Annotated in this window: 15 protein-coding genes and 1 tRNA gene; 12 read left to right on the top strand and 4 right to left on the bottom strand. The window is 44.7% G+C overall.

Annotated elements, in window-relative coordinates:
• Positions 1 to 10: 10 nt before the first annotated feature.
• The 4 genes from AC1DPK_RS02970 to AC1DPK_RS02955 all read left to right on the top strand — a co-directional run bounded on the left by AC1DPK_RS02970 (position 11) and on the right by AC1DPK_RS02955 (position 3,405).
• Positions 11 to 922 (top strand): sensor histidine kinase, encoded by a 912-nt coding sequence (locus AC1DPK_RS02970; protein WP_477509252.1) that lies wholly within the window; start codon positions 11 to 13, stop codon positions 920 to 922.
• Between the two features lies 1 nt (position 923).
• A complete protein-coding gene (locus AC1DPK_RS02965) occupies positions 924 to 1,619 on the top strand; it encodes a response regulator transcription factor (RefSeq protein ID WP_477509251.1) in 696 nt (231 codons plus the stop codon).
• Between the two features lie 102 nt (positions 1,620 to 1,721).
• Entirely contained in the window at positions 1,722 to 2,648 is a 927-nt protein-coding gene (locus AC1DPK_RS02960; RefSeq protein ID WP_477509250.1) for an ABC transporter ATP-binding protein, read from the top strand.
• 10 nt (positions 2,649 to 2,658) lie between these two features.
• A complete protein-coding gene (locus AC1DPK_RS02955; protein ID WP_477509334.1) occupies positions 2,659 to 3,405 on the top strand; it encodes an ABC transporter permease in 747 nt (248 codons plus the stop codon).
• Positions 3,406 to 3,634: 229 nt separating this feature from the next.
• Here AC1DPK_RS02955 and AC1DPK_RS02950 read toward each other — a convergent pair whose 3' ends face one another.
• Entirely contained in the window at positions 3,635 to 4,549 is a 915-nt protein-coding gene (locus AC1DPK_RS02950) for a ketopantoate reductase family protein (protein ID WP_477509249.1), read from the bottom strand.
• A 149-nt stretch (positions 4,550 to 4,698) separates the two neighbouring features.
• On the opposite strand from AC1DPK_RS02950, the gene AC1DPK_RS02945 reads away from it, so the two are divergent.
• Positions 4,699 to 5,289, top strand: coding sequence for a TetR/AcrR family transcriptional regulator (locus AC1DPK_RS02945; RefSeq protein WP_477509248.1), 591 nt, complete (start codon positions 4,699 to 4,701; stop codon positions 5,287 to 5,289).
• A gap of 284 nt (positions 5,290 to 5,573) precedes the next feature.
• Here AC1DPK_RS02945 and AC1DPK_RS02940 read toward each other — a convergent pair whose 3' ends face one another.
• Positions 5,574 to 6,425 (bottom strand): helix-turn-helix transcriptional regulator, encoded by an 852-nt coding sequence (locus AC1DPK_RS02940; protein ID WP_477509247.1) that lies wholly within the window; start codon positions 6,423 to 6,425, stop codon positions 5,574 to 5,576.
• Positions 6,426 to 6,600: 175 nt separating this feature from the next.
• Between AC1DPK_RS02940 and AC1DPK_RS02935 the strand changes: the two genes are divergently transcribed.
• The 7 genes from AC1DPK_RS02935 (at position 6,601) to AC1DPK_RS02905 (ending at position 19,436) form a co-directional block, all read left to right on the top strand.
• Positions 6,601 to 7,989, top strand: a complete 1,389-nt coding sequence (locus AC1DPK_RS02935) for a family 4 glycosyl hydrolase (protein ID WP_477509246.1) — start codon at positions 6,601 to 6,603, stop codon at positions 7,987 to 7,989.
• A 246-nt stretch (positions 7,990 to 8,235) separates the two neighbouring features.
• Positions 8,236 to 8,309 (top strand) — tRNA-Ala (locus tag AC1DPK_RS02930).
• Between the two features lie 229 nt (positions 8,310 to 8,538).
• A complete protein-coding gene (locus tag AC1DPK_RS02925) occupies positions 8,539 to 9,015 on the top strand; it encodes an endo-1,4-beta-xylanase (protein WP_477509333.1) in 477 nt (158 codons plus the stop codon).
• A 328-nt stretch (positions 9,016 to 9,343) separates the two neighbouring features.
• Positions 9,344 to 15,406 carry an endo-1,4-beta-xylanase gene (locus tag AC1DPK_RS02920; RefSeq protein ID WP_477509245.1) on the top strand — a complete coding sequence of 2,021 codons (6,063 nt, stop codon included), beginning with the start codon at positions 9,344 to 9,346 and terminating at the stop codon, positions 15,404 to 15,406.
• A gap of 113 nt (positions 15,407 to 15,519) precedes the next feature.
• Complete coding sequence (locus AC1DPK_RS02915; RefSeq protein ID WP_477509244.1) at positions 15,520 to 15,681, top strand: hypothetical protein; 162 nt, start codon at positions 15,520 to 15,522, stop codon at positions 15,679 to 15,681.
• A gap of 887 nt (positions 15,682 to 16,568) precedes the next feature.
• A complete protein-coding gene (locus tag AC1DPK_RS02910; RefSeq protein WP_477509243.1) occupies positions 16,569 to 18,710 on the top strand; it encodes a sensor histidine kinase in 2,142 nt (713 codons plus the stop codon).
• Positions 18,711 to 18,728: 18 nt separating this feature from the next.
• Positions 18,729 to 19,436: a response regulator transcription factor gene (locus AC1DPK_RS02905; RefSeq protein WP_477509242.1), complete on the top strand. Its 708-nt coding sequence runs from the start codon at positions 18,729 to 18,731 to the stop codon at positions 19,434 to 19,436.
• A gap of 285 nt (positions 19,437 to 19,721) precedes the next feature.
• Here AC1DPK_RS02905 and AC1DPK_RS02900 read toward each other — a convergent pair whose 3' ends face one another.
• Together AC1DPK_RS02900 and AC1DPK_RS02895 are read right to left on the bottom strand one after the other, a co-directional pair.
• Entirely contained in the window at positions 19,722 to 22,091 is a 2,370-nt protein-coding gene (locus AC1DPK_RS02900; protein ID WP_477509241.1) for a flagellin N-terminal helical domain-containing protein, read from the bottom strand.
• Between the two features lie 157 nt (positions 22,092 to 22,248).
• Entirely contained in the window at positions 22,249 to 22,449 is a 201-nt protein-coding gene (locus AC1DPK_RS02895; protein ID WP_076269472.1) for a carbon storage regulator, read from the bottom strand.
• Positions 22,450 to 22,666: the final 217 nt, after the last annotated feature.

The following is a 22,666-nucleotide window of genomic DNA, read 5'->3' as shown; positions in this document are numbered from 1 at the left end:
AAGTGATTCTATGTTTTATATTATTTTAATCGTCATACTGGCTGCTTTAATCATTCAATCCGTTTACCTTGTGTATTACAAAAACCAAATTAAGGATATCGGCAACCAATTATCTTTTATATCAGACCATCATTCATTCAAAATGATACAAACACAAATTAAGCCAAAAGAAATTCATCGGTTAATCGATTTATGTAATGCAATGCTTCGTGATCAACGAAAGTTGAAGCAAGATTTTATCGAACAAAAGGAAGAAATCCACGCGACCATTATGAGCTTGTCCCACGATATACGAACCCCGCTGACTTCACTTGACGGCTATCTGCAATTGGCGGAACGATCCGAGTATCTTAAAGAAAAAACAGAGTATGTTAGTCTGGCACAGACTAGAATGAAACAGATTATTACACTTGTTGACGAGCTGTTCCTATATACGAAACTGAAAAACCCAGATTACATCTTGGAGCTTGAGCCAGTTGATGTGATAAAAGTGTTAAATAAACGTCTGTTTACCTTTATCGACGATTTTTTGCGAAGTGGCTATGAACCAAACATCTGCATGGTGGAAGCACCGCTATTTATAGTAGGAAATGAAAGTGCGTTGGAAAGAGTATTTGAGAATGTGATCAAAAATTACTTTATGCATAGTGAAGGTGCTCTAAGCATTCGTTATGAGGAGAAGCAGGACGAGGTTTTGTTTCATTTTTCCAATGTACTGAAGCGAAATCATCTGCTGAGCCTCGACAACATATTTACTCGCTTTTACAAAGCAGATCCGTCGCGTACGAACCAATCTTCAGGACTGGGACTTTTTATCGTGAAATCACTGATGGAGAAAATGAATGGTTATGTGCAAGCTGACCTGAACGATGAGCAGTTTTGCATCAGCTTAGCTTTTAAGAAAATCGTAAAGGAGAGTTGACGTGTACAATGACACGCACCACCTCAAAATTCTAATTGTCGAGGACGACGTGCATATCAACAATATTATTTATGATGTGCTTCGAAAAGAGAAGTTTCAATGCACGCAAGCGTATTCTGGCAGTGAGGGAATCATGAACGTCACTCATCGCGAGTATCAGCTTATTATTTTGGACCTCATGCTTCCTGGCTTCTCGGGGGAAGATTTTATGCATCGGCTAAGAATAGAATTAAGCTCTGACACACCAGTTATAGTTCTATCAGCCAAGGACAAATTGGATAATAAATTAAATCTGTTTAAGTTGGGAGCCGCTGATTATGTCACGAAACCGTTTGAGGTGGAGGAATTGCTTGCCCGAGTTAATGTACATGTCAAACGAACCTCCCGAACGGATTCTGCCACTCGCTATCGTCATAAAAATCTACTTTTAGATACCGGAACGATGAACGCTAGCGTCAATCAAGCAGATTTGAAACTTACAAGACAGGAATACAAGATCCTTGAGCTGCTGCTTAAGAATCCTACCCGAGTGTTTACAAAGCAGGATCTGTATGAGCTTGCATGGGAAGATATATACATAGGTGAGGACAAAACCATTACCGTTCACATTAGCAATATTCGCAATAAAATCAAAAGGGTTGACGATGAGGCTTATATTGACACCATTTGGGGCATTGGTTTCAGGCTGGCACCATAGGGAGTGCCTTAAACCGGCCCTAATCTTCTTTGAACTTTCTTAATCTTTTATTGACGATATGTTAGCTTCTTTTTGTTATTTTATTGACAAGGAGGTGCGAATATGGCTGAAGCAATTATTGAAGTAAGTCAATTAACCAAACAATTTAAAGGGAAAACAGCAGTGCGTAAGGTAGAGTTTAAAATAGGTAAAGGTGAAATCTTCGGTTTGATAGGCCAAAATGGAGCGGGAAAATCCACCTTGCTAAAGATGATTGCTGGATTGATATCCCCGACTTCAGGAGAAATTAAATTATTTGATCGTCCAGTGAAGGATAATCACCCTTATTTTGAACGAATAGGCGTACTCATTGAAAATCCAGGGTTATATCCCCATCATACTGCCTATGAAAATTTGGAATTAATCGCAATCTCTTATGGATTGACTAATCGGAAAGAGCATATTAACAAGCTGCTGAAGCTTGTCGGATTGGAAGGTTCGAACAAGACCAAGGTGAAAAATTATTCAATGGGCATGAAGCAAAGGCTTGGAATTGCAGCTGCATTAATTGGAAGCCCAGATGTCTTGATTTTGGATGAACCGATCAACGGTTTGGACCCGCAAGGAATTTCTGAGATTAGAAATATGATTTTGGAATTGAATAAAACGGGAATGACCATCATTATTTCAAGTCATATTTTGGAAGAGTTATCGAAAGTAGCGACGCAATATGCAATCGTACATCAAGGAGAAATCATCGAACACCATTCAAGGGAGCAACTGCTGCTTCAATGCGAAGATCGTATTGAAATAGAAGTGGATAAAGCAAGCTCGGCTGTTCCCATCTTAGAACAAAAATTGCATATTAATCATTACAAAGTCATAAATGAGCGTATGGTGTATGTATATGATGCTCATCTTGAGAACCAACATATCATCAAGACCTTAGTTGAAAGCGGCATAACTGTTCATTCGATTATCAAGCATAAACAAAGCCTAGAACAATATTTTTTGGCACGGATAGAAAGTGAGGGTGGGAGCCGTGATTAATATTCTCAAAATGGACTTTCACCGTTTTAAATCAAATAAAATGATTTATATATTACTGTTAATTTTTTTTGCTTTTCAAATATTCGGTATATTTATGTTGGGAAAATACGAGCAGCCCGGAGAAAGTGGGGATATGCTGATCAGCTCGATGAACGAAAGTCAGTTCATCCAAGTCATGATGTCTCAAATCCCATTGTGGCCGCTGATTTATATTGCTGTATTTGTTGTTTACTTCTATATGAGTGAACATAACTCTGGGTTTTATAAAAATTACATTTCCATGAAGCGTGCGCGGATGTACACTGTTATTTCAAAAATATTAATTGCAGGCCTATTCACTTTGCTTACATTTATTGTCATGATCGTTGCGGATATGATCGGAAGATCAATTTTCTTTGATCATGCAATGATTGGAGATGGGGGTTATTTTGCGAAATTGTTGATCGGCCAATTTTTACTTCATTGGGCATTTTCAATTGTAATCTTATGCATCTCCATCATTAGCAAAAGCTTGATTACTAGTATTGTAGTTGGATTTGTTCTATCGTTGAATGTTTTTGGAATGATTGTAACTGTCTTGGAATCCATCATTGATGGCGTTCATTTGTCCTCTTTCTTAATAGTTAATACGATCTTAAGCGCAAGAGATTTTGATAATATAAATGATCTTGTTCATGTAGCTAGCGTGTCGATTGTTTTCATAGTTATATTTTCATTTATAGCCATCAGATATAAGATCAAAGAGGATCTGAAATAGTATTTAGGGCTGTGCAATTAGCAATGATGGGAGGACGAACTGGTTGGTTACACTCCCCAACAAAAAAGTGAATACTTGAAGTTAGGTGTGCTGTTGGTCAGGGAGTAGTGTTTTGGAGCCATGTTTACCTGCTTTAATAAATAGATACTTTGCCCGAAGCTTCTAAAGTTCGGGCTATATTTGTTATACCCAAAGTTTTTTATGATATGGAATTTTCAATAGCTTTGTGTTATTCATTGTTTTCAAATGCCACAGTAAGACGTGGTAAAGGTATACCTAACTTTTTTGCTTCTCTCACAACTTCAACTACCGCAAAGCCTGCTTTACTATTGTTGTATTCGATGAAAAGTCGTGGTAAGCTGCCCTTCGCAAAAATAATCTTGTTAAAAAGCGTACCGAGAAGTGCTGGTGGAATCTTCGTTAACAGTAAAGAAATCTTATCAATCTTTGCACCTCTTGCTTTAAGCACAGGGCTAATTTCCCTCATATTCTTACCAACATTTGCGAATGAGTCACTATGATTCATGAGTGCTGGAAAACTTCCCAGTTTTAACACCTCGGTCTCTATAGCCGCATTCATGGCAAAGTGATTCCATAGCCAGTTTTGCATATCCTTTATCCAAGTAATTTTAAAATGGGCACTTTCAAATAGTTCTTTGACCTTATTGTTAATATGTTCAGTGCYTATCCGTGGTTTTTCCAGAAATAGCATTTTCAAAAAGCCACCCCTAAGCCTATTGTCCGCGATGCCGCCGCCGCCTCCTGGGAAGCCAAAGACAACATTGTTCATAGACAATGGTGAGATCGATGATTTCAAATCTTGCCACACGTTATTAAATATTAGGACAGGGGTGTTTCCAGCAGCTGTCGATAGTAATTGTGCTGCTTTTGGAAGTTGTTCCGTGTTGACACTCACAATAATGAGATCATAATTTGGGCTCATCTCCTCATGCAGCTTGACGTTCCAGCTTTCTTTTATTAGCTGTTTCCCTCTTCGTGCGTCCCACATTTCAAGCTCTATGTTGCTTCCGAAGGTTTCTTTTCTCCCTTTTCTAACGTAAAACTCAACTGTATGCCCTGCCTTTTCAAAAGCCCAGGCATATTGGGTCGATATTACACCTCTACCGAAGAATAAAATTCTCATATTGCCTCCTAAAAATATATATTAATCCTTGTTATTGATCAAACAACGTGTTGTATAATGTTATTGTATAGACTCACTATACGCTCATCAACCATCAGATTTTTAATATTTGTCGTATAATCGATTGAACAGACAAATGGAGGAAAATAATGAAAAAGCAACCTGAAATTACGGACAAAACAAGGCAAACATTTATAAATGTATTCTGTGATTTATATAGCAAAAAACCAATTGAAAAAATATCCATTCAAGAGATTGCTAACCAATCAGGATATAATCGCAGTACATTTTATCAATACTTTACGGATATCTATGAGTTGTTGGACTGCGTTGAAGAGCGTGTCTTGAAATCCATTAACGAGGAAATGGCAGGCAGAGAGTTTTCTACACATACTTTCCAAGATGCACTTCAATGCTTGGAAAATGCAGAGGAAATTTCAGTTCTTAAAGCCCTCTTGGGAGACTATGGTTCTGTTCATTTTATTGAACGCCTGAAAAGAGAAATTCCCTTTGAGAGATTGATTGTGGACTTTCCAACAAATGATGTCTTAGCACCATACATAATTGAGTTTTACATATCAACATTAATATCTACGTTTCGCCTTTGGATACGAAACGGCAAAGATCTATCGTCGGAAGAATTGGTCAAGTTGGTAGATAGCCTATTTGCAAATGGGATAACACCGTATCATATCTTTGGCACGGTCAATCCGCGGCGCCTTGATTCGAATAAAAAGTAAGGGGACGAGGAGAAAGAGAATGAGGGACTTTAATACCGGCTCATCTTGCCATTTGGCGGGTACCATTGGCGCATTCTTGATATACAGTTTTATGATCTATAGTGGTTTTTTCAGGGTTAGATGCTGATAAAGGATCCCCATCTTATCAATTTATTGATGATATTCATATAAATTACGCTCGAACCTCAGCGATCGCTATCGGGTTAATGAGAAACAAGTTATTTACGTGCCTGAGCAGAAACGGGAGACAAAAAGCTGTTAAGGGCATGTCCTCTGACAGCTTTTTACTCGAACTTTGACGGTGCAACGTTATAGTATTTTTTAAAAGATTTCGAAAAGGTAAACGGATCAGGATAACCCAGAAGGTTAGCAATTTGTTGAATCGTATATTTCTTTTCGTTCAAATATTCTCTCGCCCTGTTCATTTTAATCTGGTAAATATATTGTCCCGGAGTAATGCCCAAGGCTTTCTTGAAATAAGTAATAAAATATTTTTCTGATATGCCTACAAACGCTGCAAGCTCTTTTATTTTAATAGATTTGTGAAGGTGGTTATTAACGTATTTGAACACTGGCTGCAACACGTCCAAATTGCTCTGTACTTTTCTTGACGTTCTCCCATTCAGAAATGTGCCGGTATATTGGCCAAGCCCGTGGAGTTCAATAATTTTGGCAATAACGGCCGTCAGACAAGCCTTTAAATATAAACGGTTCCCAGGTATGCTTCGTAATAGATTCGATTGCGTAAAGGCTTTGCCGAACAAAATGGCTTCTTCCCGGATCAGCTCTTGCGGTATGACCCCCGAGAGCTGAAAATCGTTTAGAATTCGTTGTTGTTTGCCGATTTCAAAATCGAAATGAATGTAAATAAACCGGCATCCCTTATCACTAGCTGCTGCCATATAGGGAACCCCTGGGTAAAAAAAGACCACATCTCCCGGGTTTGCTGTATGTTCAAAACCATTGATAGTAATGGTAACGATTCCCGATTGAATGAACCAAAGATCATAGTCGGTGTGTGCCTTGTGTTCAATCCATTTCGTGTCGTGGGTAAGCTCAAAGAAGGATTTCATTCGAAGCGAGATCAATTCCGACAATTCATTGAGAATCCCCATATCCGTCATATTCTTATCCATTGGCATCCCTCTACATTCCTCAACCAGAAGACATTGCTCATATTATTTTAGTATATCACTGGATTTGTTAATCACAAATATTCGTACTATTTGACATGAAAGTGAAACTATCTCATATTCTACTTTTAAACCATTCTCCTATAATTAGGTTATAACCAGTTAGGAGGACTTGATCATGATGGATTCGAATGTTTCACAACCGAAGGTAGTTATCATTGGGGCTGGGAGTCTTTTCTTTGGGCGGCAGTCAATCTGGCAAATGGTTCACTCTAAATATTTGAATAACGGAACACTTTCTTTAGTAGATACTGATGAAGAAAAACTATCCAAGATGGTAAGGCTCGCTGAAATGGTTGCAAAGGAAAACAATGTATCTCTTAAAGTGGAAGGCTCGACGAATAGGAGACAGGTATTGAAGGGAGCGGATTTCGTCGTTCTCAGCTTTGCTGAGGATACCGTCAAATACCGTGGCATCGATTGCCAGGTTTCTTTAAAATATGGAATTCGGATGTGCTCTGGGGATACCATCGGTCCAGGCGGAATCTTCAGGGCAATGAGAGAGCTGCCAGTCATTATGGAATGCGCTAAAGACATTGAGGAACTTTGTCCGGATGCGTGGGTAATCAATTACATCAATCCATCTACCGTCCATGGGATCGCGTTAAGCCGATATGCGCCGAAACTTAAATCCTTTGCGCTTTGCGACTCCCATCACATGCCGAACAAGAAAGCTTACTACGCGATTCGAGCGGGTATCATTCAGGATCAAAGTGAATTCAATGAGGAGATCGATCGGAGATTTGATTTCCGCGTTGCCGGTGTCAATCATTTCACCTGGCTGCTTAAGGCGGAGTATGACGGAAAGAATGTTATGGCTCCGATTGCCGAGGCATTAAGGAGGTCGGCAGGAACGGAAAACAACGGTGGGGATAGAGGAGCAAAGGCACTTTATAACGATGCAATCACTTATGAACTTTATAACATTTTCGGGTATATTCCAACATGTACGGCCCATACCAAAGAATATGTCCGGTATTGGCAGGGGCTTGGCAAGAAGGAAGACGTCATCCCGCCTTTATCGATTTGGGAAACGGAAGACCGGTATAAACGGCATGAGGAAATGTGGCGGCAAGTGGATGACTTCATCTCAGGGAAAAATCCTATCGCCGATTATATGAAATCTTTCGGACCCGATCACGCTACGGATATTATCGAAAACATGGTGGGGAATTTGAACAAGCGGTTCTTTATTAATACGCTCAATAACGGTGCTGTGACCAACATGAATAACGACTCGTTCCTTGAGTTGTTAAGCGAAGTAAGCATGGACGGAATCAAACCGCTTCATATGGGTGAAATGCCGAGGGGAATCCGGGGCATGCAGGAGCTGGTGCTGGATACGCACGAACTGACTGCGGAGGCTGTTGTGGAACGGAGCTTCACGAAATTGAGAAGAGCGATGATGATCGATCCGCTTGTGAATTCCATACATGATGCGGATTTAATTATTAAAGAGTTGTTGGAACAGGAAAGGGAGATCATCCCCGAATATTGGTACGAGTAAACAAGTACGGCAAACATACAATCTGAATGCCTAAACAATATTTTCAAAACAATAGACTTGAAATAGCTCATGCTGAAATTGCATGAGCTATTTTTATTAGGTTTAACTCAGTTGGGAGTACGAGATGGTTGGTTACACTTCCCTAAAAGTAAGACAAAGTAAGGCGAAGAAATAACACGGGGGATTAGCTCGGTTGGGAGAACACCATTACCAGTTTAACACCCATAAAAGTTAACAACTAAATATGGGGCTATAGTTTAGGGGGGAAATAGGTCGCTGGCAGCGATCAGTCGGCGGTTCGATTCCGCCTAGCTCCACCATACCTTATCATCAGAACGGCAGAGATGCCGTTTTTTTTTATTTTATTTTGTGCTTGGATATTTCAAATCCCTAACTGAGAACATTTGAACAGTTTAGGTATGTATGCTGAAATTCAGCAATTATTTTACATAATTACTAAAATGAAATCAAATGCTTGATTCTTTGTAACGTCACACATGCTGAGTGGACGTGGTACTAGAGGTGTAGCTAACATGCTGATCAGTAACTCTGCCGCAGTTTATCGCTAATACTGAGGCTCTTAGGGAGCTTGGGGTTGGCGATGGTGAAGAGGATCCATTAGAAGCATACACGGAAATTCAAAGCGCGATAGACAATGACCTAAAAATACATGGGCATACGCTCGTCTGGGAAAGCCAAACGATTCCGTGGCTGAACAACGCTAAGATCTCCGACTCCGACCTGACTCCGTCCAACCCAGGACTGACCGCGGCTGGGGCGTATACGAACATGAAAGACTATATTAACGCGGTTCTCACGCATTTTAGCAAGTTCAACAAGAGCAGCATGCAGAACATCATCTCGTGGGACGTCGTCAACGAAGTGATGTTGAAAAAAGCATTCGATAAGGCTACCGAAAACAACCGCACGAGCGAGAACGCGTACGATCCGAGTGCCTCCTCACTCGCACCGAATCGGCAGTTATCCTGCAACGGATTTGGAGTAAATAAAGGTTTCATTAACTAATAATGAGGATGGCGATGAGGTTGTTTCTGCGCCATCCTCATTTTGTTGTGGTCTGTTACAGCCTTCATATTTTCCAAAATGAAATAGCAATAACTACTGAATTATGTTCATTTATGAGATATATCCTTTTATTTGTATTTAGCTTGTGGTTCATAAGTTCGGATCTAATATCTTCTTTAATTTTTATAGTAGAATCTCTACTTCGTTAGGTGCCGCCCTATTAAAACGCTCATTATAATTGAAGATACGGGAAGGAGAAGTCATTCAACATCAAGATTGAAAGCGCTTTAGGTAACATCAAAATCCATTATAGGGGGAAGGACATCAAATGAGTAGACGCTTCAAACAGCTATTGCTGTCACTGTTAGCCGCTGCACTGTTAGTGCCGCAATTTTGGTATGCTCCAAATGCGAATGCAGCGAGCGCAACGATACCTGTCATCCTGTACCATGTAATCACCGATAATCCATCCGGAGATTATCAATACAGCACAGCCAACTTCAAAAAACAAATGAAGTATCTGAACGATAACGGCTATACCACCGTATCCGCGGAACAGTACGTCGACATTATCGTGAACGGGGCAACCGCTCCTTCGAAACCGATCCTGCTGACGTTCGATGACGCGACACCGGACTTTATTACAAACGCGCTTCCAGTATTGACGCAGTACAATATCGGTTCTTGGGGAATGACGCTGAGCCAATTGAACACGCTGAAAAACAACCCGAACATCAGTCTTCAAAACCATACAAAGACGCATGATCAAGCTGTATGGACGACTAGCATCACCAAAGCGACCGCGGCCGCGGAAATCCAATCCGCTAATACGTTCTTGAAAGGAATTACCGGCAAAGATCCGATCCTTCTTGCCTATCCTTACGGCAACTACAACGCGGACGTAAAAGCAGCCGCGACGGAGAACGGAATTAATGTCGGTTTCAAAGCCTGGAGCGGCGATGACGACGCCTTGGCGATGGGACGTATTCTCATTAAGAAAGACGATACTTTAAATACCTTCGCAGCCGCGATCGGCGGACCTACGCCTCCGTCACCGGAAGCGATCGGGAACGTCGTCGTTTCGAACGACTTCGAGAACGGCACGCAAGGATGGTTCAAGCGTGGTACCGAGACTGTAACGGCTTCGAACAATGCCGCTCAGAGCGGAACCGGCAGTATCTTGGTGCAAGGAAGAACGGACAACTGGAACGGCCCGGGCTTTAACCTCGCCGCCACCGGCATACTGAACAAGGAATCAGTTTACGAGCTTTCCGCATGGGTTAAACTCAAAGAGGGATCGACCGGCTCCGAGACAATCCAATTCGGCGCTCAACAGACTGGGGCATCCAACGAGTACCTGAATCCAGGCTCCGCGGCAACGGTAACAGCAGACGCATGGGTACAAGTCAAAGGCGAGTATACATACGACATGAACGCCAATGCCCTGCAAGTCTACTTACAGAGCAGCAGCAGTAAAACCGCTAGTTTCTACGTCGACGATTTCCAAGTGAAAGTCGTCAAACCGGCCGTTCTTGTCGAGAAATTCGAAAACGGCAAAAATGGGTGGACCGGCAACGGCGCTACGGCGACCGTAACGAATGCCGTACACCACTCCGGCTCGAACGCGCTTCTCGTGACGGAACGTGCCCAAAATTACCACGGCCCGAGCCTAGTGTTGACGGATACGCTTGAAAAAGGCGCGGATTACGAAATTTCCGCCTACGCCAAGCTGGATACCGGAGCGGCTTCGACGCAGCTAAAGGCATCGATTGAGCAATCCGGATTAACCGGCAACGACCAGTTTAAGCAAGTAATCGAGTTGACGACGGTCACCGACGGCGCTTGGGTGAAACTGAGCGGTACTTATACATATAACAGCGCCGCTACGGGAATTAAACTCTACTTCGAATCCGAAGACGCCGGTAAAAATACTAGCTTCGCGATCGACGACATCGTCATTCGCCAGACAAGCGCAGCTTCTCCTCCAGGATTCCTCGTCCTGTCCCAAAGCTTTGAGGATGGTCAGCTCGGCGGTTGGACGGATCTGGGATGGAACGGCACCGGTACTGCGGTAGTATCGTCCGACTACGCATCCGAGGGAACGAAATCCCTTCTGTATAAGGTCCGTTCGGACAGAAAGAGCGCCGTATCGCTTAATTTGACCAGCAAGTTGGTATCCGGTCATAAATACGATATCTCGTTCAAACTCCGGTCCGCTCAAGGAACCGATAACTACCACTTAGGCGCAAAAGTCAAATCCGGCGGTACGGATAGCTACCCATGGATTATCCAAAACCAGGTCGTTACGAACTCCGTCTGGAAGACATTCGAGGTGAAAGGCTACGAAGTACCAGCCAACACGACCGAATTCCTAGTGTGGATCGAAGCGAACAACTACGACTCAGACGAAACCGCCACGGCGAAAGCCGACTTCTATATGGACGAATTCGTAATCAAAGACGTTACGCCTGGCGCCGAGCCTGCTAGAACACCTGCAGTGCCATTCAATACCGTAACGTTCGAGGATCAATCGAATGGCGGCTTTGTCGGCCGCGCGGGAACGGAAACGTTGACCGTTACGAATGAAGCCAACCATACCGACAACGGTTCTTATGCGATGAAAGTAGCAGACCGCACCGACTCTTGGCACGGTCCGACGATTCGCGTCGAGCAGAACGTAGACAAAGGCAGCGAGTACAAAGTAACGGCATGGGTCAAGCTGATCTCGCCGACCAGCTCGCAGCTTCAGTTGTCCACGCAAGTCGGCAACGGCAGCACCGCCAGCTACAATACCATACAAGCAAAAACCGTGAGTGCTGCAGACGGATGGGTGAAGCTTGAAGGCACCTATCGTTACTCCAGCGTAGGCGACGAATTTTTGACCATTTACGTCGAGAGCTCCAGCAACAAGACTGCTTCTTTCTACATCGACGATATCAGCTTTGTGAACACGGGCTCAATCCCTATCTCCGTACAAAAAGACTTGACGCCAATCAAGACAAAGTATCAAGACGATTTCTTGATCGGCAACGCGGTATCCGCGGCGGATTTCGATGGCACTCGCCTGGAGCTTCTCAAATTGCATCATAATGTCGTAACGGCGGAAAACGCCATGAAACCGGATGCGACACAGGCGGTGAAAGGTACTTTCACTTATGCGGATTCGCTAGTCGATAAAGCGATCGCCGCAGGGATGAAAGTACACGGCCATGTGCTCGTATGGCATCAGCAGACGCCTGCGTGGATGACTACTTCGAACGGTTCACCTTTGAGCCGCGACGAGGCACTCGCCAATATGAGAACGCACATCCAAACGGTTATGACGCACTACGCTGACAAATACGGCAACAATTTGATTTCTTGGGACGTCGTCAACGAAGCGATGAACGACAATCCTTCTAATCCGACGGATTGGGTTGCTGCCCTGCGCACCTCTCCTTGGAAAACGGCGATCGGTAACGATTACGTGGAGCAAGCGTTCTTAGCGGCAAGAGAAGTGCTGGACGCAAACCCGTCTTGGGATATCAAGCTCTATTACAACGATTACAACGATGATAACCAGAACAAAGCTACGGCCATTTACAATATGGTGAAAGAGATCAACGACAAGTACGCACTTACGCATCCGGGCAAGAAGCTGATCGACGGCGTCGGCATGCAGGCGCATTATAACGTCAACACGAAGCCGGACAACGTTAAAGCGTCGTTGGAGCGGTTTATTTCCTTGGGCGTTGAGATCAGCATTACCGAGCTGGACATAACGGCCGGCAACGGCGGCACGATCACCGAAAAGGAAGCAATCGCGCAAGGCTACTTGTACGCGCAGCTATTCCAAATTTACAAAGAGCACGCCGCGAATATCGCCAGAGTCACCTTCTGGGGTCTGAACGACGCGACGAGCTGGAGAAAAGAACAACCGCCGTTGCTCTTCGATAACAACCTGCAAGCGAAACAAGCCTATTACGGCGTTATCGATCCGAGCAAGTTCATAGCGGAGCACCCGCCGGCTTCGGCAACCGCTAGTCAAACTTCCGCTAAATACGGTACGCCGGTCATAGACGGAACCATTGACGCGATCTGGAGCGATGCGCCTGAAGTCTCGATCAACAAGTTCCAGATGGCATGGCAAGGTGCACGCGGTGTAGCCAGAGCGCTCTGGGATGATCACAACCTGTATTTGCAAATCCAAGTTACTGATAATGCGGAACTGGACAGTACTAGCCCGAACGCGCATGAACAAGATTCCGTCGAAGTGTTCGTAGACGAGAATAATGGTAAGACAGCTTCCTATCAATCGGATGATGGACAATACAGAGTAAACTATATGAACCAGGCAACTTTTAATCCGTCAAGCAAAGCAGCCGGTTTCGAGTCAGCCACCTCTCTTTCCGGAACGAACTACACGGTAGAAATGAAAATACCGTTAACATCGATCACGCCGGAAAACAACATGAAGCTAGGCTTTGACGTGCAAATCAACGACGGTAAAAACGGTGCTCGTCAGAGCGTTGCCGCATGGAACGATTTGACCGGCCAAGGTTATCAAGACACGTCCGTTTTTGGAGTGCTTACGCTTTTCGGTAAGAATTCTCCTGCAACGACACCGGCGGCGCCTGCGAACGTAACGGCTTCTGCCGTGAACGCTAGCTCGATCAAGTTGAATTGGAACACCACTTCAGACACGAGCGTAACGTTCTCCGTCTATCGTGGAACGTCCGAATCCGGTTCTTTCACGGTAATCGCTTCCGGCGTACCGGTTTCCGAATTCACGGATACGGGTCTGGAGGCTTCAACGAAGTACTACTACTACGTGAAGGCAGTTAAAGGGGAATTGGTGTCGGATGCATCCACAGTTGTGACTGCAACGACGATTCCTCTGGTTGTAACGCCTCCTGAGGAGGTTTTGGCGGCACCTACGGGATTGACGGCTGATGCTCAAAGCCAATCCTCAATCAGGCTGAATTGGAACACCACTTCAGACACGAGTGTAACGTTCTCCGTCTATCGCGGAACGTCCGAATCCGGTTCTTTCACGGTAATCGCTTCCGGCGTACCGGTTTCCGAATTTACGGATACGGGTCTGGAGGCTTCAACGAAGTACTACTACTACGTGAAGGCAGTTAAAGTGGAATTGGTGTCGGATGCATCACCAGTTGTGACTGCAACAACGAGAGCCGCTTCGCCTCAGACCGGTACAGACACGCCTCCTCCGGTGACTGAACAACCGGTTGAAAACGGCCAGATCACACCAAAAGTTACCGTGAATAACGGTAAGGCATCGTCCAACATCTCTGCCGGCAATCTGCAGAAAGCGTTCGATCAAGTTGTAACTAACGCTGCAGGCAAGAAAAAAGTTACGATCGACATTCCTGCAACAGCAGGCGCAAATTCATACGACGTGCAATTGCCGCTTCAAAGCCTGAAAGATTCCGGATCGACAGTACTTGCGATCAAGACGGTGAACGGCACGGTCGAGCTTCCTGGCAACATGCTGGCAGGCACGAACGTCGGCAGCTCCGAGTTCGTATCGGTTCGCTTGGGCAAGGTCTCGACAGAAGGACTCAGCAATGACGTCCGCCAGCAAATCGGTAACCATCCGGTCATTAGCCTCGAAGTTTTGGCAGGCGACTCCGTTGTCGCTTGGAACAACCCGAACGCGCCTGTAACGGTATCCGTACCTTACACGCCGACGGCTGAAGAGCTAAGCAACCCGGATCACATCATCATCTGGTACATCGAAGGCAGCGGCAAAGCGACACCTGTGCCGAATGCCCGCTACGATGCAGCAAGCGGTACGGTCAAATTCTCGACGACTCACTTCAGTATCTATGCGGTTGCGTTCGTCGTGAAATCGTTCGGAGATCTTCAGTCCGTACCATGGGCGAAGAAAGCGATCGAAGCGATGGCATCTCGCGGCATCATTAACGGCACGAGTGAGAACGCGTACGATCCGAATGCTTCCATCAAGAGAGCGGACTTCCTGTCGCTGCTCGTTCGCGCATTGGAGCTTAAAGGTAACAATGCTTCCGTAACGATGTTCTCCGACGTGGATTCCTCCGCATACTACTACGATGCGGTCAAGATCGCTGCGCAGCTCGGCATCATTCAAGGCACGGGCAGCAATCTGTTCGATCCAAACAGCAAGATCTCGCGTCAAGACATGATGGTCATCGCGGCGCGCGCGGCGAAAGCCGCAGGCAAAGCGTTGCCGACAGGTGGCACTTTGGATGCGTTCAGCGACGAGGCATCGGTAGCTTCTTACGCGAAAGACAGCGTTGTAGCACTGGTCAATGCCGGTATCGTGCAAGGATCAAACGGCATATTGGCGCCGAACAGCTCTCTCACTCGCGCCGAAGCGGCAGTTATCCTGCAACGAATTTGGAGTAAATAAGAGTTTCAGATAGCCTAAAGAGGCTGCTCTGCAGATTGAATCTTGATATGCTCCCCATACGGTAGACAGGTGAAATAATATATAACCTGTTTGCTGTGAGGGGAGCATTTTTCATGCCCGAAAATAAAATTAGTGCCTCAGAGAAATTAGCCATCGTGCAAGAGATTGAGAGCGGTCGAATTGGATTGAAGTACGCTGTTAGTAGATTTAAACTGAGTAAAAACACGCTCGTAAAAGGGAGACAACTTTATCGGTTATCTGGTGTTATAAGTTAGGTCGTTCTATTGTTAGTTCGATTATCGAGAAGCATAAAGGAACACTCTCTAGAAAGTATAGATAAGGGGAATGATACTATGAGGCTTGATTGCATCTTATTGTTTTTTTATTGACTTGATGGTCTATACATTTCAGATCAGTGATTCTTTTTCTTGTATTAAAATCAAATAACACTGGATAAAATATGTGCAAATCATGTTGTGAGTCCTGTCTATTCCGGTAGACATGCATGTTGAAATGCGAAAAACTCGTTAAAACCAACTAGCACTATATAAATAATCAAGTCGTTAGAAGCCTTACACCCTACGACCTTAAGGGACTTCTTAATACATAGTAAGACTTAGCGGACACTTGTTCTAATCCCCTCGCATTCACCATAGTACACCAGTCCGCATCAGGGCTGGTGTGTTTTTATGTGGCCCTATTCTATGATAGGTGTCGGCTTTATAATTATAATTTCCACTATAAAGCTGTAAAAGTACGGTAGTCAGACGTTCATAAGATGGGGGTACATCGTATTAGGTAATGTTCACACTGAGCACTCGGCACATGTGGGGCGCTGTATGTCACTCGTAAGAAAGTAGTAGTTAAGAGCCGCATTTACCTGTATATTGAAGTTTGAATGTATTTGAATCTACCACTATGATCTGCATCGGTGAGTCTACTTCGTTACCCGGTATATTCTTCTTGCTTAAAACATGGGTTTGCATGTTAATTAACCGTCCGGGGGTGGACGGTTTTTTCTTACGTTCAAAAAAGGACCTCATCGTAATGTTTGTGTTCAACGCCTCGTAGATATTTGCAGGGTACATTTACCTATAATGATGATATGATTTAGATAATCGACTTACTTATTGCGCTCTTGGAGATTGGGGTTGGGTTCATAATGAGGGGTATTCTCCGATTCGGTTCTCGTTCTATCTTGCTTTATATAATTGCTGCCCTTGTTATTGGTTCGGTTGTAAGCTATGCCGTCGTCCCTGCACCGGACTCCCCTAAGTTCCAAAGTGAAAAAGGCATTCTGGATATAACGCAGGCCCATGTCAGTGAGAATCCGGTAAAGTTAAAAGGGGACTGGGCGTTCTATTGGCAAGAGCTGCTGTCGCCTGAGGACATACAGAATCGCTTAGCAAGGGACGGAAATCATGATCGCTGGATCAGCATCCCGGGGTCATGGTTAGGCTATCAATTAGATGGTCAGCAGCTGAACGGTACAGGCTTTGCAACCTTTCGGGTGGTCATAAAGCTTAGCGAGCAGGATAGGAATGAGCGGCTTGCTCTGCGGATGCCTACCATTTTTCATGCGTATAAATTATGGGTTAATGGCGAGCTGTTGGCAGAGGTTGGTGTAGTTGGTCAGGACAAGAGCAGCGTGACACCGCATCTGGCAACGAAGCTGGTGTTCTTTCAGCCCAAGAATGACAAGGTAGAGCTGGTTATGCAAGTAGCCAACTTCCATCATAAGCGAGGCGGCATCACCAAGTATATAGAGCTCGGCGGCAGTGATGTGTTAACGGTTAGGACAAATCTGAGAATCGCCGCAGAAATGTTCACCACCGCAGGCCTGCTTGTGATTGGCGTATATCATCTGCTGTTATTCGGACTGCGACGCAAAGACAGGGCTCCATTGTATTTTGGTCTGTTCACCACGTTGTCCGGTATCCGATCCTTGCTGGTCGGCGAGCTCTTACTCACACAATTGTGGCCATCTTTTCCATGGGGATTGCAGTTCAAGATCGAATACCTGATTCTTTGCAGCATTGGTTATATCATGACGATGTACTTTGATAGCATTTTTCCGAATTATGTGTCGCGTTGGTTTCATCTTGTCACGCGGATCGTTACCGGCGCATTCTGTATCGTTGTTGTGGTGACCCCTGCACTTCTATATACCAAAATGTTACTGATGATCGGTGTGATGGTTTTTCTGCATATGGTTTATCTGATGGTTGGGCTAGTCAAAGCGGCTATGCGGCGTATGGAGGGAGCGCTAATCTTCCTGCTCGTGTCGGTGGTTGGTTTAGTTACTGTCGTCAACGATTTTTTATATTACAACGAATGGTCGCTGATCGGAAATACATCTCCGCTTGGTTTGTTGGTGTTTACGATCGCACAGATGATTCTGCTTTCTTCGAGATTTACGAGGGCGGCATCGAACGAGGAGAGGATTGCACGTGAACTGCAGGATGCTAACAACAAGCTGACCGAAATGAATTTGAATTTGGAACGAACCGTGCAGGAACGCACACAGGCCCTATCCGCTGCTCATGATGATCTCCGCACGTCGTATGACCGGTTGCTTCACTCCGAGGAAGGGAGGAAGAAGCTCCTTGCCTATATAACGCACGATCTGCGTATGCCGTTGTCCAGTATGCTTGGTTATGTAGAAGCTGTGCAGGACAGGGTCAAGCCGGAACGTAATGAACAGTACTTGAAGTATATCCGGGATAACACGATAAGGGTTAACCGCATGATCGAGGAGTTGTCCTTCTTGTCGCATTTGGAGACGGGACAAGTCTCGTACCGAATGGAGCAGGTTCATGTGGTTGACTTCTTGCGCCGGTTCTATGAACAATATGAGCTAGTTGTGCGTGACGCAGGGTTGGATTTCACGCTGGATTTCAGAGATGTGGAAGATCAACGCCCTGACATGCCTGTTGTCGAAATGGATGTGCAAAGATTAGAGCAGGCATTGTTTAATATAGTGTCGAACGCGATGAAGTTTACTTCTAGCAGTGGGTCGGTGCGTATTGCATTAGCTGTTGAAGAAGAGGATCATATCCGCCGTGCAATCATTAGCGTGCAAGATTCAGGCACAGGTATTCCCCCAGAGCAGCTCGAGCAAATCTTCGATCGTAATTACAGGTATGATCGACCGGGCCTGGAGAAGGGTATAGAGGGCAGCGGGCTCGGGCTGGCGATTTGCAGGGAAATCGTCCAAGCGCATGGAGGGACGATTCGAGCGGAGAGCGACGGCAAGACGGGGGCAATATTCTATGTATCGCTTCCTTGTATTCTTGTATTGTAGAAGAAAGAAGGTGACAGCATGATGGACATGCACAAAATTATGATCGTCGATGATGATCCCAATATATGCGAGATTGTTCAGGTGTATTGCGAGCGTGAGGGCTTCATATGCTCCTACAGCTACAGCGGGGCAGAAGCCATGAAACTGCTTACGTCGTTCGAGCCGGATTTGATTGTACTGGATGTATTGTTGGCTAATGAAAACGGCATTGATTGGTGTAGGAACGCACGTTTCTACACGAATGCGCCGATCGTGTTTCTGAGCAGCCGTGAGGAGGACGAGGTCAAAATCAGCGCATTATCCTATGGCGGCGACGATTATGTGACCAAGCCGTTTAGTCCAGGAGTACTCATGGCCAAGATCAAGGCTCACCTTCGCAGAGTGTCGACGGGCAGAAGGGAACAACTGCTAGAGTTTCCGGGTTTGACGCTGGATTACTACGCACAGTCCGCCATCATGGGTAGTGAAACCATTTTTTTAACGAAAAAAGAGTTCAGTCTATTGTCCTATTTGGCACAAAACGTTAACCGTGTCGTCACTGTCGATATGTTGTTTCAGCTCATCTGGGGAATGGAGAGTCTGGAGGATACGAGAACCGTCGCTGTACACATTAGTAATTTACGTAAAAAAATCGAAGCTGACCCTGTCAATCCTGAGAGAATCATTACGATTCGGGGGGCCGGATATATGCTGGTTGCCAGAAGTGCGTTACAAGCGAGAACATAGTAGCGTTAAGGTTGGTAGTGTGACCACGACTGCCGCTAACACACTGCAGCTAGAAGGGATAGAACCAAGCTGCCTTAATTGTAGTGAGCTGAACCGTATCATAAATAGAGCGAAATCCGTGGCAGACGTTCTGGAGAGGATCCCAGACTTCATGCAAAACAACCTCCAATTCCACCTATGATAAAGTGGAGATGGAGGTTGTTTTTACACGTAAAATTAGTAATAAGTGGAAACCGAAAAGTTATAAATGGGCCTTTGGGAAAACCCCTTCGGAATTTCAGGGAATTAACGGAGCAATTGCAGTACGCCTTGCGGCTGTTGGTTCGCTTGAGCCAACATAGATTGTGCTGCTTGAGTAAGAATGTTGTTCTTAGTGAACTCCATCATTTCCTTCGCCATGTCTACATCACGGATACGCGACTCAGCGGCAGTAAGGTTTTCAGAAGCAGCTCCAAGGTTGTTAATGGTGTGATCCAAACGATTTTGGTATGCACCTAATTTGGAACGTTCGGCGGATACAGCATTAATGGAATTATCTAGTACTGCAATTGCTCCAGAAGCCTTAGTAGCATCCGAAACATCAAGGGAGTACTCAACATTAACGTTATTAGTGCCATTATTGGTTTGTTTCGTAGTTGTCCAAGCAGCACCCGTAATCACATTTCCATTTTTATCTTTAATTACTGCAGATGTATCAGAAGAAGTTAACCCGAGAGCACTTGCACGCATGTCTGTAACATTCATGGACAAGGACTGACCTTGGTTTGCTCCGACTTGCATCGACAAGGATTTGTCCTCAACACCACCTTCAACTGTAAAAGCGGCTTGACCATTCGTTTTTGCGCCAATATTTACTTTGAGGCCATTTCCAAAATCGATCGTGGAGTTGGCTGCAATATCAGATTTCTTAGTTGTATCACCAGTTGTTGTGTTTGTCAGCGTAGCGGTTTTTGTTGTTGCAGCAGTAACGCTAAATCCATGTGTAGTAGGGCCAGTAAGTGTACCGATAGTAAGATCTACGCCATTACCCAGGTTATAAGTGCCGCCATCCTCAAACGTTAAAGTTTGCGTGCCAACCACAACGCCGCCATTGGCATCGTGGACTGTTGCAGTATAAGCATTTGCGGTACCAATGGTAAGGTCAAAAGTGTTAGAAGCGCTATACGTTGTACTATCAGCACGTGTATCAATGCTTACTCCGTTTGCGAAGGTAACTGTGCTGCCGGCAGTAAAGGTTACGTCAGGTCCGCTGTCAAATGATGCTGCAAGCTCATTAGTGACAGTAAAGCTATCAGTTCCATTGATAATTGTGTTACCAACGCCGTGGGCAATCGTGAAATCTCCAATTGTTACACTACCTGCAGCAGCACCTGCAGCAATAGATGTAGTACCTACAGTGCTGCCGCCTTGACTTAATGTAACCGTGCTGCTTACATCAAATGTTTGGTGATTTCCGGCTGCGTTAGCTCCAGTTAATGTGGTGTTAACCCCAGTAGCGGTTTTAAAGCTCACACCGAAGTCATTAGATGTTCCCAATGCCTTGAATTGATAATTTTGTACGTTGTTATCAAGAATAACTTTGTCTGTTAAAGCTGTAGTGCCGTCGGTATCCATTAATTGAACACTAAAAATACCGTTGCCTTCATCTGCATAAGCAAGTTGATATCCTACTCCATTGCTCAGTGCCGAAGAATTATCTAAACTCAAAGTAAGGGCACCAGCCGCACCTGCGGCAACAGTACCATTGTTTACCGCACCTAAAACGCCTACAGTTTTTATATCAAAGCTTCCAGACACTGAATTGTTACCTGTAACCGTAATACCATCGGCCGTAAGGCCTGTATTGGCACCGGTGAATGCGCCGGTTGCAACAGAATCTGTTCTTGTAATTGTTACTTCATGTGCACCGTTAGCCAAAGTAGAAGTAGGAGCAATCGAAACGCCTGTTACAGAGCCGGCCGGAGTATCAAGCGATGCATTTTTCGTTTGCGTTTGGCCAATACGAATTTCATAATCGCCGCTGTTAAGACTTGAGTTTGCCCCAACGCTAACGTTTTTAATTGCATTATCAGCAGTATGGGTTGCGGATTTCGTTACAGTGTCTGTAACATCTACTGTATAATTTCCTGCTTTCAGAGAACTGTTCTTATCTAAATCCGGATTCGAAATAGTCGTCGTTCCCGCATTGAAAGGATTAGTTGTTTTATCAATCGTTACAACACCGGATTTTTCCGAAATGTCCCCATTTAACAGTTTTTTCGTGTTGAACTCGGTCGTATTACCAATACGGTTAATTTCAGCTGATAATTGGTTGATTTCCTTCTGAATTTCGCCACGGTCATCAGCAGTGTTCGTATCGTTGGCAGCTTGCGTTGCGAGTTCTTTCATACGTTGAAGGATGCTATGTGTTTCGGTCAAAGCGCCTTCTGCCGTCTGAATCAGGGATATCGAATCTTGCGCGTTGCGCTGTGCTTGATCCAATCCGCGGATTTGTGCTCGCATTTTTTCGGAAATCGCAAGACCTGCAGCGTCGTCGCCCGCACGGTTGATACGAAGACCGGAAGACAATTTCTCTAAAGATTTTCCTGTTGCTCCTGTGTTACCTGCTAATTGCCGATGCGTGTTCTGTGCTGCAATGTTGTGGTTAATTCTCATTTCTCATTACCTCCATGTGGTGTGTTTTAGGTGCCTATCCGTTGGCATCCTTTGAAGCGCATACCCTGTACTCACAAGTCGTTGGTGGATTGCGCGCTAATCCAAAACAAGGATTTGTAAGTCAAACTGTTATCTTCCTTGATTTCACCACTCGTCCTTAAGTGGCAGGAGCTTCGACCTTTTTTGCCGTTTCTAAGGCTATATTGTTTTCTTCCCATAACTCTCCACGAACAATAGAAATATGCTTTGGTGCTTCAATCGCCAAACGTAAATGGCCTTCATCGCTCTTAATGACCTTTACCATAATGTTGTTGTCGATTAGCACATATTCTCCGGGTCTTCTCCCTAACACGAGCATTAGCTCATCCCCTTATCCCGCTCAGTAAATTGACATAAAAAAATGAGCAAACAAACCACTGCCCTTCTTCCTCCTGAAGAATGACGGCGACTCATTTGCTCATCCTAAGTCTCGTAATTATTTAATAAGTATTCAATTGTAAAAAACTACATTTAAACAGCAAAAAGACGAATAAATAGGCATCTGTTTCAAATGTTCCTCCTTGAAACTACATGCG

The sequence above is a fragment of the Paenibacillus sp. 01T424 genome (assembly GCF_056398745.1).
Note: the sequence above shows the minus strand (reverse complement) of the source record. Positions and strands in the feature narration are given on the sequence as shown.